This window comes from Liquorilactobacillus sucicola DSM 21376 = JCM 15457 (genome assembly GCF_000612445.1).
Taxonomy (GTDB): domain Bacteria; phylum Bacillota; class Bacilli; order Lactobacillales; family Lactobacillaceae; genus Liquorilactobacillus; species Liquorilactobacillus sucicola.
Genome location: NZ_BALC01000004.1, coordinates 25,386 through 39,510, shown reverse-complemented (window position 1 = coordinate 39,510; position 14,125 = coordinate 25,386). Strand labels below are relative to the sequence as shown.

General features: G+C 40.8%; 12 protein-coding genes. 2 read left to right on the top strand and 10 right to left on the bottom strand.

The features are described from left to right. Positions 1-35 precede the first annotated feature (35 nt). The 8 genes from ilvD to JCM15457_RS07345 form a co-directional block, all read right to left on the bottom strand. Positions 36-1,865: a dihydroxy-acid dehydratase gene (gene ilvD / locus JCM15457_RS07380; protein WP_051993342.1), complete on the bottom strand. Its 1,830-nt coding sequence runs from the start codon at positions 1,863-1,865 to the stop codon at positions 36-38. A 49-nt stretch (positions 1,866-1,914) separates the two neighbouring features. Continuing rightward, positions 1,915-2,304, bottom strand: a complete 390-nt coding sequence (locus JCM15457_RS07375; protein WP_034988907.1) for a Rid family detoxifying hydrolase — start codon at positions 2,302-2,304, stop codon at positions 1,915-1,917. A 30-nt stretch (positions 2,305-2,334) separates the two neighbouring features. Beyond that, entirely contained in the window at positions 2,335-3,117 is a 783-nt protein-coding gene (locus JCM15457_RS07370) for an ABC transporter ATP-binding protein (RefSeq protein ID WP_034988906.1), read from the bottom strand. 58 nt (positions 3,118-3,175) lie between these two features. Beyond that, on the bottom strand, positions 3,176-4,450 hold the full coding sequence (gene ilvA / locus JCM15457_RS07365) for a threonine ammonia-lyase IlvA (RefSeq protein WP_034988904.1): 1,275 nt from the start codon (positions 4,448-4,450) through the stop codon (positions 3,176-3,178). A gap of 125 nt (positions 4,451-4,575) precedes the next feature. Further along, on the bottom strand, positions 4,576-5,586 hold the full coding sequence (gene ilvC, locus JCM15457_RS07360) for a ketol-acid reductoisomerase (RefSeq protein WP_034988902.1): 1,011 nt from the start codon (positions 5,584-5,586) through the stop codon (positions 4,576-4,578). A gap of 79 nt (positions 5,587-5,665) precedes the next feature. Beyond that, positions 5,666-5,944 (bottom strand): ACT domain-containing protein, encoded by a 279-nt coding sequence (locus JCM15457_RS07355; protein ID WP_051993339.1) that lies wholly within the window; start codon positions 5,942-5,944, stop codon positions 5,666-5,668. Beyond that, positions 5,945-7,663, bottom strand: coding sequence for a biosynthetic-type acetolactate synthase large subunit (ilvB, locus tag JCM15457_RS07350; protein WP_051993337.1), 1,719 nt, complete (start codon positions 7,661-7,663; stop codon positions 5,945-5,947). Between the two features lie 377 nt (positions 7,664-8,040). After that, positions 8,041-8,253: a zinc ribbon domain-containing protein gene (locus JCM15457_RS07345; protein WP_034988900.1), complete on the bottom strand. Its 213-nt coding sequence runs from the start codon at positions 8,251-8,253 to the stop codon at positions 8,041-8,043. 647 nt (positions 8,254-8,900) lie between these two features. Here JCM15457_RS07345 and JCM15457_RS07340 point away from each other — a divergent pair. Beyond that, positions 8,901-10,223 carry an MFS transporter gene (locus JCM15457_RS07340; protein ID WP_034988898.1) on the top strand — a complete coding sequence of 441 codons (1,323 nt, stop codon included), beginning with the start codon at positions 8,901-8,903 and terminating at the stop codon, positions 10,221-10,223. A gap of 97 nt (positions 10,224-10,320) precedes the next feature. On the opposite strand, the gene JCM15457_RS07335 is transcribed toward JCM15457_RS07340, so the two are convergent. After that, entirely contained in the window at positions 10,321-11,178 is an 858-nt protein-coding gene (locus tag JCM15457_RS07335; protein WP_034988897.1) for a fructosamine kinase family protein, read from the bottom strand. A 170-nt stretch (positions 11,179-11,348) separates the two neighbouring features. Here JCM15457_RS07335 and JCM15457_RS07330 point away from each other — a divergent pair, with 170 nt between their 5' ends. Further along, on the top strand, positions 11,349-12,752 hold the full coding sequence (locus JCM15457_RS07330) for an NAD-dependent succinate-semialdehyde dehydrogenase (RefSeq protein WP_034988895.1): 1,404 nt from the start codon (positions 11,349-11,351) through the stop codon (positions 12,750-12,752). A 452-nt stretch (positions 12,753-13,204) separates the two neighbouring features. Here JCM15457_RS07330 and JCM15457_RS07325 read toward each other — a convergent pair whose 3' ends face one another. Beyond that, positions 13,205-14,062 (bottom strand): SDR family oxidoreductase, encoded by an 858-nt coding sequence (locus tag JCM15457_RS07325; protein WP_034988893.1) that lies wholly within the window; start codon positions 14,060-14,062, stop codon positions 13,205-13,207. Positions 14,063-14,125: the final 63 nt, after the last annotated feature.

Sequence of the window (14,125 nt, the reverse complement as noted above, 5' to 3'; positions counted from 1 at the left end):
TTTCCCCTCTTTGCTTCCTAACCTATTTTCCATGCCTATTTAGTTTTTTCCTCATGGCAGCGACACTTTTTACCACAAGTGTGTTCATCTCCATATTGTTGAGACTGCTCTTTTTGTTCTGTCTCAACAGTTCCGAAAAGTTCATCCGCTCCACGCATGATTCCACCTGTATTAGCAGATGTAACTAAGTATTGGTAACGTGCAAGGTAACCCATTCGTACCTTAGGCTGAAATGGTTTAAGTTCCGTTCTTCTTTCTTCGAATTCCTGTTGGCTGACTGCCACATCTAAAGTCCTTTTTTCAAGATCGATCGTAATTTGATCGCCATCTTTAATAAGAGCAATCTCGCCACCAGCCGCTGCTTCCGGTGAAACATGTCCCACACAAATTCCATGAGTTGCTCCCGAGAAACGTCCGTCTGTTATCAAAGCAACCGTTCTTCCTAAACCGCGACCAATAATATCTGAAGTTGGATTCAGCATTTCTGGCATCCCAGGACCACCTTTAGGGCCTTCATAACGAATAACGACTACATCACCTGCTTTGACCGAGCCATTGTCAATTCCCTCTACAGCATCATCATGTGAGTCAAAACAAATTGCTTTGCCAACAAATTTTTTAATATCTGGATCAACACCGGCAACTTTGATAACTGAACCGTCTTTAGCGATGTTTCCGTAAAGAATCGATAATCCTCCTTGTTCGGAGTATGGATTATCCAGCGGTCTGATAACCTCAGGATTTAAAGTGTGCGCACCGGCGACATTTTCACGAATCGTCTTACCAGTAATCGTTGGTCGGTCGGGATGAAGAATTCCACCCTTTTCGATCAATTCGTTCATGATAGCAGGTATTCCACCAGCATTATGCACATCTTCCATTGTCCATGAAGATGAAGGTACAATCTTGGCTAGATGAGGAGTCTTTTTAGCGATCTCATTAATTTCACGCTCACTGTAATCAATTCCTGCTTCATGTGCGATTGCCAAACCATGCAAAACAGTATTGGTCGATCCCCCCATTGCCATATCAAGGGCGAAGCTGTCATCAAACGCTTCTTTGGTCATAATGTCTCGCGGCTTAACATTGTGTTCGACATTATACATAACTTGCCTAGCCGCCTGCCTAACAAGTTCACGTCGCTCTTTGGAAACAGCCAGTGTTGTTCCATTGTATGGCAAAGCCATTCCCATAGCCTCCATCAATGAGTTCATTGAATTGGCTGTGTACATTCCCGCACAAGAACCGCAGCCCGGACAGGCATTTCGTTCCAGTTCAAGGAAGTCTTCCTTACTCATCTTGCCATCCTTAAAAGCACCAACAGCCTCAAAAACAGTTGATAAAGTGGCTGCCTTACCATTAGGGTCAAGTCCTGCTTTCATCGGTCCGCCAGATACAAAAGCTGCTGGGACATTAGTCCGCGCTGCAGCCATCAGCATCCCTGGTGTGATCTTGTCACAGTTAGGCATGAATAGAACTCCGTCAAACCAATGGGCATTAATGACTGTCTCTGCTGAATCAGCAATTATCTCACGACTCGGCAGAGAATAGCGCATCCCGATATGTCCCATTGCAATTCCATCATCAACACCGATTGTATTGAATTCGAAGGGCACTCCACCTGCCTTACGAATCTCATCTTTCGCAATTTCTGCTAGTTCACGCAAATGAACATGTCCAGGAACAATTTCAATATATGAATTTGCAATTGCGATAAATGGTTTTTTCATATCTGCTGGATTTTTTACTTGTCCAGTTGCATACAATAAACTTCGTCCAGGTGCACGGTCCGTTCCTTCAGTGATCGTGTCACTTCTCTTCTTTAACTCATCTCCACTAATTGAAAAATTCAAAGTATTGCTCATTTTACAGTTCCTCATTTCTTTTTATTTTTTTCAATATTTATTACATCTATCAACAATGTTTAGCTGCTATTGCTTCAATTTCTATTTTGGCCTCTGCTGGCAGTGCTTGTACTCCAACAGCCGAACGCGCGGGTAACAATGGAGCATCTTTGAAGAATTCTGCGTATATTTCATTGACCTTGCTAAAATCGGCAATATTCGTCATAAAAACTGTAACTTTTACAATATCAGCCACACTCAAACTGTCAGCAACTACAATTGCCTTTATGTTTTGCAGTGCCTGTTTTGCTTGTTCGACCACACTCACTCCTGCTAATTTCCCCTTTTGCGGGTCAATACCTATCTGACCCGAACAATAGAGTACTTTATTGACCTCAACTCCTTGCGAGTATGGTCCCAGCGCATGCGGTGCCATGTCAGTCGTTATCGTTTTCTTCATATATATGTACCTCCATTTCGCTATATTCATTTACTGTGGATAAACAATGATTCTTTTCTGAGCATTAGTGACCACCTGAATTGGCGCTCCATAAAAATTAGTCAAACTTTCTGTATTCAAAAGCTCCTCTCTTTTACCCTTCTTATAAATGCTTCCGTCTTTTAAGAACATCACATTATCAAAACACGGCAGCAACTCTTCTGTATAATGAGAAACCAGCAGTAGTGCTGGACTATTAGGCATCTGTGCAATTTCTTGAATTTTTGCAAGCAATCTTTCCCGCGCAAAAAGATCTAGTCCATTACAAGGTTCATCTAGGATCAATAACTCTGGTCGTGCCATCAAAGCTCTTGCTATTAGAACAAGTTGTTTCTCACCTTGTGACAGAACACGGTACGGTTTGCCAAGTAATTTGGCTCCGCCTAATTTAGTTATTCTTTCCTTGGCTTTTTGCATTTCCTGATCTGAATAGTGCTCATACAAACCAATGCTCGCAAATTTACCGGAAAGAACTATCTCCTCAACCAAATCTCCTGGGTGAAGCCAATCTTGCAGCGCTGTGCTCACCCAACCGATCCTCTTTTTTAGAGCAGGAATATTAGTGTGTCCAAAAACACCTCCCAGCACTTCCAACTTCCCCTGTGATGGCCACACATCACCATGAATCATCTTCAGCATGGTCGTTTTGCCGGCTCCGTTTAACCCTAAAATAGCCCAATTTTCTTTTTCTTTGATCGTCCAGCTGATCTCTTTTAAAATTTGCCTATCACCTTTTGTTAGCGAAACATTCTTGAAAGACAAAACACTAGCCATTTATTGAGCTCCCTTCAGTAAAAAATCACTAATTTTAAATTCTATGCTTACTTGTGTGTTACACCATCATTTCATATAGCATCTGATTTTCTTTCAAATCAATATAATGAGGATCGAACTCGCCTAGCTTCGTTCGCAGCTGCTCGATGTTGTTTTTGCTGCCTAACCTGATACCTATCAGGACCGGGCCTTTACCCCGATTCACTTTCTTGGTATATTCAAACTTTGTAATATCGTCATCCTTATTCAAAACATCGTCGACTACCTCACGCAAAGCACCTGGCCTTTGCGGAAAATTTACGATAAAGTAGTGCTGGTAGCCTTCATAAATCAATGATCGTTCCTTAATTTCCTGCATTCTGTCTATGTCATTATTACCGCCACTTATCACACAGACAACAGTTTTGCCGACTATTTCAGCTCGTTGATCCTCCAAAGCAGCAACGCTCAAAGCTCCGGCTGGTTCAGCAATAATTGCTTCTTTGCTATACAAATCCAACAGTGTTGTGCAGACATGGCCTTCGGCAACATTGACCATTTTGTCTACATATTCCTTAGCATTGCGGTAAGTCAAAGTTCCCACGGTCTTAACAGCAGCACCATCAACAAACTTATCGACCTTCGCAAGCGTCACAGGATGTCCGCATTTAAAGGCTTCTGCCATTGATGCGGCTCCTGTTGGTTCAACTCCCACCACCTGTGTTTGCGGACTGACATCCTTGGTATATGCAGCTAACCCGCTGATAAGTCCACCACCGCCAACCGCAGCAAATAAATAATCAACCTTCATATTATGTGCGCACGCATCATCGAAAATCTCATATGCAATAGTTCCTTGTCCAGCAATTGTCCGCTTATCATTAAACGGTGCAATAAACGTTAGCCCATTTTTTTGACAAAAGTCAGTTGCGGCTTGGGCAGAGGCATCAAAAGTATCACCGACCAATTTGATCGTTGTCTCACTTCCACCGAAGAACCTGACCTGAGCAACCTTTTGCTGCGGAGTTGTTGTCGGCATGAAAACCACAGCGGGTATCTTCATTTGATGACATGTCCACGCTACCCCCTGAGCATGATTGCCGGCACTTGCACAAACCACTCCTTTTTGGCGAACTGCTGGCGGTGTTTGCGAAATTGCATAATATGCACCTCGTATTTTGAAAGACCTGACCGCTTGCAGATCCTCTCTCTTTAGGTAAACGTGACATTGATATTTTTTGGATAAATATGTGTCGTACTGTAGGGGGGTGCGTTTAATAATTGGACGCAACACCTCATACGCTTCTTCGATATCTTTCTTTTTTAATAGCTCTTTTTTCGTTATTACATCCATTAACGCCACCACCCCTTTGAATAATATATTATGTATGACGAGAAGCGGAATATGCTCACCGCGCTCCGCTATGCGGATAGAGGTTCCCTTATTTCGCTTCTCTAGTGTAACTTTTCAAACTAAAACTAGTCGCTGTATTTATCAGCATTGTTTACAAACGGCATCTTAGTCCGCAGTTCATCACCGACTTTTTGTAATTCTGATTTTTCCATTTCTGCACGGTACTTGTATAATTTCTTAAATCCGCCACGATACTCGTCCATAAACTCTTTAGCGAATGTTCCATCCTGAATTTCCTTAAGGTTGCGTTTCATTGCCTCTCTTGACTCATCATTGATTACACGTGGTCCTCTTGTGTAAGAACCATATTCAGATGTGTTAGAGCAGTCATTATACATCTTGGCAAAACCACCCTCATAGATTAAATCACAGATCAGTTTCATTTCATGATCTACTTCGAAAAAGGCTAATTCTGGTGAGTAGCCAGCCTCCGTTAATACTTCAAAACCAGTTTCGATCAATGCTGTTATTCCACCCATCAGAACGTTTTGTTCGCCAAATAAATCTTCATCCGTTTCTTCTTTAAAAGTTGTCTTCAAAAGTCCGACGCGAGCAGCACCATTTGCTTTGGCAAATTCTTTTGCAAGATCCTCAGCATGACCAGATGCATCTTGATAAGTAGCATACAATGCCGGAACACCCGAACCCTCCATATACGTCCGACGGCACAAGTTACCTGGACCTTTAGGCGCCATCATTACAACATCAACATTCTCAGGCGCAACGATTTCCTTATAGTAAACATTGAAACCATGTGAAAAGCCAAGAACGTTTCCAGCCTCCAAATTATCAGCAACCTCTGCCTTATACACATCAGACATAACTTCATCTGGAGTTAACATTTGTACCCAATCTGCCTTTTTTGCTGCTTCCGCAACCGGATAAACTTCAAAGCCATCTTTCTTAGCTTTATCAAAAGATTTTCCTGGACGAACACCGATGATGACATCTACTCCCGAATCACGTAAATTATTAGCTTGAGCATGTCCTTGGGCACCATAACCGATAAAAGCAACCTTCTTGCCTTTCAAATAGTTCGTTGTAACATCTTTTTCGTATAACATTTCTACTGTCATTTTAATAGCCTCCATTTTTATTTTTTAAAGTTGTCAAAATACTTTAATATTAGTTGAAAAATGTGTACAATGTATCCAATTAATCTTTTTCTATGTCACTAACTAGTTTGGTATCTGAATGTTTTGCACGCCACTCTACACTTAGAACATCTAGCTGTTTAGCAATTACCCGTTTTAGATGTTCGCGTTCTTGGGGGTCCGCAACTTGCAACTTGAATTCTGCTATTGCCAACTGGTTATTTGATATTGAAGTGATCACGGCACTCTCAATATTGATATTTCTTCGTGTTAACAACCCAGTGAGGCGATTTAAAACGCCCACTCTGTTTTTCATTTTGCATACAATTATTCCATGCATCTAATCGACCCCCATCATGACCTGATTGGGTTGACCTGGGGCGATCATTGGATAAACCTGCTCAAGTGCAGGAATATCCGCTTCAACCAAGGTACTTTCATTTTTGGCGAAAACATCTGCCAATGTTTCACGCCAATGCTTTGGAGAAAGCTTCACACTTTTAATGCCATATGCATGAGCTAGCTTAATGAAATCAGGTTGCCCGTTGAATACTGTTTGAGAGCGCCTTTTTTCGTAGAATAAATCTTGCCACTGACGTACCATTCCGAGTGTTTTATTATTTAGAATGATTATTTTAATATCCAAATTGTATGCCCTAATAACATCAAGTTCTTCTACTGTCATTTGAATTCCGCCATCCCCAACGAACAAAACAACTTCTCTTTTCGGTTCAGCTAGTTTGGCACCGATTGCTGCCGGCAGGCCAAAGCCCATCGTTCCCAATCCACCGCTGGTAATTATCTGACGCGGTCTTTTGAAGGGATAGTACTGTGCTGCCCACATTTGGTGCTGCCCGACATCAGTAACAACCGTTGCATCCCCAGCAGTTAAGCTGCCAACTTCTTCAATTACTGCTTGTGGTTTGATTTTTCCTTTGCTCTCGTCATAGCGCAGAGGGTGTTGTTGTTTCCAAGTAGTTAGCTGCTGTAGCCACTTCTCATGTTTGTTCTTAGACAAGTTCATATTATTCAACCACTTCAAAGCTTGCTTGGCATCAGCTCTGACAGGAAAATCTGTAGCAATGACTTTCCCTAACTCTGAATCGTCTATATCAATATGTGCTATCTGTGCATTTGGTGCAAATTCGGAAACATTAGTTGCCAATCGATCATCAAAGCGAGATCCAATATTCAAGAGAAAGTCACATTCGTAAAATGCCATATTAGCTTGATAACTTCCATGCATCCCGCCCATTCCTAAGAAAAGTGAATCGGTCGCCGGCATTGCGCCCAAACTTATCAGTGTCGAAACCACAGGAAGATCAAAATTATGAGCAAACTTTCTTAGTTCTGGCACTGCATCTGCCGCAATGACTCCCCCTCCTGCAAGAAGCAATGGTTTCTTTGCTTTTAAAAGCGCCATGCGAATTTTTGCCATCATGCCTTCATCAATTTCTTCTTTCTGTTGTATGCTGTGCACCACTGAATCATTTGTTTTAACATCCTTGGCATTTGCCAAATCTGCAGCCACATTTTTCGGAAGATCAACAACAACCGGTCCAGGTCTGCCATTGGCTGCAACCGCAAATGCCTCTATTACAACTTGAGAAAGAGAATTAACATCATGTACTTGATAGTTTTGCTTTGTGATAGGTGCTGTCATGCTTAAAATATCTACTTCTTGAAAAGCATCTTTTCCAATTGACGCACATCCAACTTGCCCCGTAAAAACAACTAATGGGATCGAATCAAGCATTGCATCTGCAATTCCAGTTACCGCGTTTGTAGCGCCAGGACCAGATGTCACAAATACGACCCCCGTTTTCCCAGTTGACTTGGCATACCCCTCGGCGGCGTGGACTGCACCTTGTTCATGCCGTACAAGTATATTGTTGAACTTCTGTCGGTAAACGGCATCATAGAGCGGTAAAACAGCACCGCCGGGGTAACCGAAGATGAGTTCCACCCCTTGATGTGCTAATGTTTCCAGCAAAACATCTGAGCCGGTTGCCAATGTATGTTTTTTTAGATTATCTTTTACATTTTGACCTACCAACATGAAAATCACCTCCTCTTGAAAATCAGCTCTTAACTTCAATGCTCTTTTGATCTCTGCAGCTCAACGTTTTTCACTTAATCAGATTCAGCATCACCTCCCTTAATTTTTGCGAGAACACTTATTTTTTCCAAAAATAAAAGCATCCATCTTAACGATGGATGCTAAAAAATCCACCGCTCTAATTTCTTAGCGCGGTGTGATTAATTCCGTGGGTTGCTAACTCAAACTAGCCCAGGCATCAAATCACACTCGCGCATGATAATAATGACTAGGATAATTAGTGAAATAACGTTTTTTAATGTCCTTACAGCTAATTGATCATTATATGAACTCATGTGATCTGACCCCTTTCTTTAATTTTATGATCGGATATTCTATTAGAAAAAAACTTCTTGCTCAGCATGAAAACCACAAACCGAACAATATTCCTCATTGGGAGTAAGTGCTCCACAGTTAACACAAATGTTAACCTCTACTTCTTCCTTCTCAGAGCTGGAAATAAGTCGTGCGCCACAGCTTGAACAATACTTTCCAGCGGTGACCTTACTTCCACAAGTCTGACAAGTAACCATATCATACGCTAACTTCATAAACATCCCTCCGAACCATTATCCGACGAACAGATAACACTGACATGTTACAGAATGCTATAGCAGTTGCTGAACCGTTTTTTTCTAAAAATACTAAAACGGCTTTCAGGTCCCTGTCTCATCAAAGCATGAATGTCTTTCATGTGTTGCATACTACACTCCGATTTTAATGATGTCAACATCTTTTTCTAATAAAATTCCTTTTGTTTTTAGGTTGTACACAACTTTTTTGTTCTTTTTATTCTTTTGTATTTATTCTAAACAATCTTTTACTGCAGCGTTTTTAGGGACCATATAATGTAAATATAAAAAAATATCTCACATAATATCAATAACTCATTGAGTATTTTTCTAATTTACTGTTGACAAACAAGTTTTTTTAGCTGTATAGTTACAAACATATTAAAAAAGACTAAGAGGAGAACAAAAAATGATAACTACCAACACTAACATTCAAATTATTATTATTCTCAGCGCGATTATTAATTGATGCGGGCTGTATTTTTGGATGTCCGCAGTTCAGCGGACAGTGTTGGTTAAGCCAGAAGCTGTCAAACAGTTTCTGGCTTTTTTCTTTGCCTTATTCTTTGGAGGTGTTACAGCACAAAACTATTGGAATCGCAAAATTTTATTTTAGGAGGATTTTTATGGATAATACAGATAGTTTAAGCCAGGATTTTCAAAATTCTAAGGGATTAAAACGTGATTCAGTCAAAACCGTCATGTTTGCCTCAATGGTTGGGACCGCAATTGAATTTTTTGATTTTTATGCTTATGGGACTGCGGCAGCAGCCTACTTTCCCAAAGTCTTTTTCCCTGAAGTTACGCCTGCGATCGCAACGATTTTAAGTCTGTTGACTTTTGGCGTTGCTTTCATTGCCCGTCCTTTAGGATCTTTTGTTTTCGGACATTTTGGTGATAAAATTGGCCGCAAACGAACCCTTGTTGTTTCACTGCTGTTGATGGGAATCTCAACAGTTTTGATTGGTTTGCTCCCTAGTTACTCCACCTTAGGATTAATGGCTGTCATCCTTTTGTGTGCCTGCCGTTTTGTTCAAGGAATTGGTTTGGGAGGTGAATGGTCGGGTGCAGCACTGGTCGCTACTGAAAATGCACCTGCAAACAAAAGAGCTTTATATGGCGCATTTCCCGAGCTTGGTGCGCCACTAGGGTTCTTTTTAAGCAATGGTTTGTTTTTCTTACTTGAATCATTCTTAACACCAGCACAAATGCTTAGTTTTGGCTGGCGTGTTCCTTTCCTGGCATCTTCCGTTTTAGTTTTGGTCGGATTCTGGGTGCGGGAACGGATGCAAGAAACACCTTTATTCCGTTTAGCTCAAGAAAAAAACGAGGTCACCAAATCTCCTTTGAAGGTCGTTTTCAAAACCAGCTGGCGCCAAATAATCCAAGGAACTTTTATTGTTTCTGTCACCTACACTCTTTTTTACACTTTAGCCACATGGTCACTAACATACGCTACCACCAAACTTGGATTTACAAACCAGGAATACTTATTTATGCTTATGGGCTCTATTATTGTCTTCGCTGCACTGATTGTCTTATCATCAAGACTCGCTGATACTTGGGGACGCAGACGTACATTGATGGTATCATCAACAGCTTTGATTGTTTTTGCTTTTCTCTTCCCGTACTTGCTTCAAGGTCAGCGAAATTTCGTAAGTGTTTCCTTATTCCTCATTATTGGTTTTGTTTTAATGGGAATAGCATTCGGACCCGTTGGAGCTCTTTTACCAGAATTATTTTCGACAAAAGTTCGCTATTCGGGTTCGGGAATCGCCTATAATCTAGCAGCGATCGTTGGTGCTGCTTTTGCCCCAACAATCGCAACTTGGTTAGCAGAAAATTGGGGAATCCGTTCTGTTGGTATCTACTTGGCCGTGATGGCTGTTGCTTGTTTGGTATCGTTGATAACGATCAAAGAAACCAAGTCTGTAGATTTTTCGAAATAATTTAGGCAGTAAAGAACCAGCTGCAACAAGACGCATGTTTTGCTGCAGCTGGTTTAGTTTGTGATTTAATATCACCAATTTTTAAAAAGTATCTTTTTCAATCCGCATGTTTTATTTGCCGCATCGTTTGTTGTACGCTTTGTGCATAGCTCTGGCCAAATTTATTCAAGTGAACCATTAAGTAATACAAACGATAAAAGGCAAAACGCTTTTCATACCCCTTTGCTAGGGGTGCCGCTTTTTGATAAGCACGATAAAAAGCAGTATTGAAACCGCCGAACACAGTTGTGATGGCAATATCAAACTCACGGTCACCATAAAAGGCAGCAGGATCTATCAAGGCGGGGCGTCCATCCGCTAAGAACATATAATTTCCGCCCCAGAGGTCTCCATGCAGCAAAACTGAAACACTTTTATGTGCTGCTAGTTCTTCAACTATAATTTTGCGCACATCTTGGTAGATTGCCCTTTCTTCCGTCTGCCATAGTCCCTGCTGTTGCAAAGCCCCCGCCAGAACATCTAAACGCCGCTTTAAAAATAGGCTGCTCCATGAATCCGTCCAATCATTTTCAAAAGAAACACTTGTTCCAGCATAAGGAAAATCAAAACCGAACTTGCCATTCGGACTCTTGTATTGATGCAATTGTGCAACCAATCTGCCAAGATCTTCTTGTTTGCCGAAACCTGTTTCTAAAAAATTAAGTAGCAAATACGCATCTCCATTTATTTGACCACTAGCAATCACATGCGGAGCTAAAACTTTTGCTTCTTCAAATGCATGCAGTCCTGCAATTTCTCCAGCATAAAAGGTTTGGTCATGTCGCGGTTGAACCAATAGAAAATATTGCTTATCTTTTGTCTCAAGCCTAAATGCCTGATTAACATCCCCACCACTGACTGGAGTTGCCTGCCTAATGTTACTTAAAGGTAGTTGTGCCAACCATTCGTTTTTCATAAACCCACATTCTTTCCTTCTTGCATAACAATCTTCTATCTACATTATAGATTTTTTTGTTAAGAACAGGCAATTATTTAATCATCTTCACGTTTAAGCCAAAAATTTGCTTTAAAAAATGAAGTAGCCATATACTTATAAGTGTATAAAACCTTAAGGAGGAACATCAGATGGCTTATAAAACAATTAATCCTTTTACAAATGAAGTCGTAAAAACTTTTCCTAATGCAACAAATGAACAGATCGAACATTCACTGACTGTCGGAAATGACTTGTATCACCAATGGCAGAAAGAACCCGTTGCAGCACGGGCTGAAAAACTGCATGCGATTGCTAAGCTACTGCTAGAAAACAAAGAAGATCTCGCTAGGGTTCTTGTTATCGAGATGGGAAAATTAATTTCAGAAGCTCGTGGTGAAGTCGAGCTTTGTGCGCTGATAGCTAATTATTTTGCTGATCATGCTGCAAATTTACTGCAACCGACCCCTATCTCTACCAAGGCTGGTGAAGCTCGCATCGAAAAGCATGCTGTTGGGGTTTTACTTATGGTTGAACCATGGAACTTTCCTTATTATCAGATAATGCGGGTCTTTGCTCCTAATTATATGGTTGGCAATCCCATGATCTTAAAACATTCCTCTAACACCCCTAGTTCTGCAGAAGCCTTTGCAAAAATCGTTCAGAAAGCGGGCGCACCTGATGGAAGCTTAACTAATCTCTTCTTATCACATGATCAAGTTGATCAAGTAATTGCTGACCATCGTATTCAGGGTGTTGCATTAACTGGCTCAGAACGCGGAGGGAGTTCAGTCGCCCAAACAGCTGGCAAATACCTCAAAAAATCTTCACTGGAATTAGGTGGAAATGATGTGTTTATCGTCTTGGATGATGCTGATTTGGATCAAGTGATCAAGGTCGCAGCACGGGCCCGTACCTACAATGCTGGACAAGTATGTACTTCTTCTAAACGGTTTATTGTTGCTGATAATTTATATGATGCCTTTTTGAAACGTCTCGGCCAAGCATATAGAAACTTTAAACCTGGCAATCCGCTTGATGAAAGCACGACCTTGGCACCAATGTCATCAGCTAAGGCCAAGAGCAAACTTGAAAAACAGGTCAAAGAGGCCATCGCGCATGGTGCAACCCTTTATCAAGGAAACAGTCCTATCGATTTACCTGGACAATTTTTTGAACCAACAATTCTAACGGATATAACACGAGACAACCCTGCTTACTACGAAGAAATGTTCGGCTCAGTTGCGCAAGTTTATCGCGTCCATTCTGAACAAGAAGCGATCAAGCTTGCAAACGACTCTCACTATGGTTTGGGCGGTATTGTTTTCTCTAAGGATAAAGAACGTGGTAAAAAAGTTGCTAGTCAGATCGAAACGGGAATGGTTTTTGTCAACACCTTCTTGTATACACTTCCTGAGCTTCCATTCGGTGGCGTCAAAAATTCTGGATATGGTCGTGAAATGAGCACAATCGGTCTGAATGCCTTTGTCAATGAAAAATTAATCGTTGCCGTTGATAAACCCGACTTCGATAATCGTGCCGGTGCTTTATTCTAGGTTTCCTTAATCTGAGCGCACAGTAACTATTCTTGAAAACAGTATATATTCAAAAGTTTTACAGTGTTTGCGATCCGTGTTTAAACAAAAAGGCTGTCTATTGACATAAGTTAATTCATATAATGCAAGATAAAAAAGAGAATGGGTCAAATGTTGAATTTTGATCCATTCTCTTTTTTTGTTCTGTAATAAATATGTTTTTCATAAGCTAAAACTTCCTGTCTAATATCGAATTCTACCGACCTACGGCAACCCCTATGCGAATCCATAAACAATGGCAGCCTGCTTTCAGTAAGATCCTGAAGGCAGGCTGCCATTCAAAAAACTATAAATGTAGCTGAAATTTTTCTGCGGTTCTAACAAGCTGCAATACTTTAATTAACATGTTGTTCTACTACAGCCTATCGTAACTACTCTCTAACATCTATTTTTATTGTCTGAGGATAGTCGTTTTATTTTCCAACAGCTTCCTCAATCGCCTCTTTTAAGGGTACCAACTTATGCCCCAATACTTCCTCCAAATCTCTCGAGCCCTTTGCTAATTCATCATTTTTAATTAGATTCTGGATCATAATGATTACATCAATGATTGGAGCTGGCGTACCTTGAGTTTCTAAAAGCCTTTTATATTCATCATCGGTAACTGCAGAAACTTCAAATTTCTTTGAACTGATTTCGGCTAATACAGTTGCTAGATCCGCATATGTTATTGGTTGACCAGCAAACTCATATACCTCTTTAGGTTCGTTGCTCACTAGAACCTTAACAGCTCCCTCTGCATATTCACGTTCCAGTGCCCATCCAACATGACCGTTTTGCGCAGAATATACCACCGGATTTCCTGCCAAAGCCCCTTGTATCAAGTCAAGCTGATTTTCAAGATACCAATTGTTACGCAAAAACGAATGTCTGATTCCACTCTCACTGATTGCTTTTTCAGTTGCCTTATGGTCTGCAGACAGTGGACTTTGCGCCTGATCTGCATGTGGAAAACTAGTGTAAGCAATAAAACTGATGCCAGCTTTTCTAGCAGCATTTACAACATTTAAATGCTGCTTTTCCCGAGAATACTCTCCACCAGGGATAGAAGAAATAAAGAGTAGCCGATCAATACCTGCAAACGCTCTTTCAAGACCTTCCTCATTAGTATAGTCAGCCTCTCTGATTTCAATACCCTGTGGCAGAATATCAGCAGCCTTTTTAGTGTTTCGTGCAAGTGCGACAACCTCATCTTTTTTAACTAATTTCAGTAAATCTAAAATAGCATTGCGTCCAAATTTCCCCGTAGCACCTGTGATTGCATATTTCATATTAAAGCCCCCTGTATAGTCATTTTATTGTTATAAATAAAGTAACATGAAGGCAAAAAAAAG

What these genes read in the sequence shown, in the direction of transcription:
- ilvD (WP_051993342.1), bottom strand. Translation starts at nt 1,865, where the DNA reads ATGAGCAATACTTTGAATTTTTCAATTAGTGGAGATGAGTTAAAGAAG.
- JCM15457_RS07375 (WP_034988907.1), bottom strand. Translation starts at nt 2,304, where the DNA reads ATGAAGAAAACGATAACGACTGACATGGCACCGCATGCGCTGGGACCA.
- JCM15457_RS07370 (WP_034988906.1), bottom strand. Translation starts at nt 3,117, where the DNA reads ATGGCTAGTGTTTTGTCTTTCAAGAATGTTTCGCTAACAAAAGGTGAT.
- ilvA (WP_034988904.1), bottom strand. Translation starts at nt 4,450, where the DNA reads ATGGATGTAATAACGAAAAAAGAGCTATTAAAAAAGAAAGATATCGAA.
- ilvC (WP_034988902.1), bottom strand. Translation starts at nt 5,586, where the DNA reads ATGACAGTAGAAATGTTATACGAAAAAGATGTTACAACGAACTATTTG.
- JCM15457_RS07355 (WP_051993339.1), bottom strand. Translation starts at nt 5,944, where the DNA reads ATGCATGGAATAATTGTATGCAAAATGAAAAACAGAGTGGGCGTTTTA.
- ilvB (WP_051993337.1), bottom strand. Translation starts at nt 7,663, where the DNA reads ATGTTGGTAGGTCAAAATGTAAAAGATAATCTAAAAAAACATACATTG.
- JCM15457_RS07345 (WP_034988900.1), bottom strand. Translation starts at nt 8,253, where the DNA reads ATGAAGTTAGCGTATGATATGGTTACTTGTCAGACTTGTGGAAGTAAG.
- JCM15457_RS07340 (WP_034988898.1), top strand. Translation starts at nt 8,901, where the DNA reads ATGGATAATACAGATAGTTTAAGCCAGGATTTTCAAAATTCTAAGGGA.
- JCM15457_RS07335 (WP_034988897.1), bottom strand. Translation starts at nt 11,178, where the DNA reads ATGAAAAACGAATGGTTGGCACAACTACCTTTAAGTAACATTAGGCAG.
- JCM15457_RS07330 (WP_034988895.1), top strand. Translation starts at nt 11,349, where the DNA reads ATGGCTTATAAAACAATTAATCCTTTTACAAATGAAGTCGTAAAAACT.
- JCM15457_RS07325 (WP_034988893.1), bottom strand. Translation starts at nt 14,062, where the DNA reads ATGAAATATGCAATCACAGGTGCTACGGGGAAATTTGGACGCAATGCT.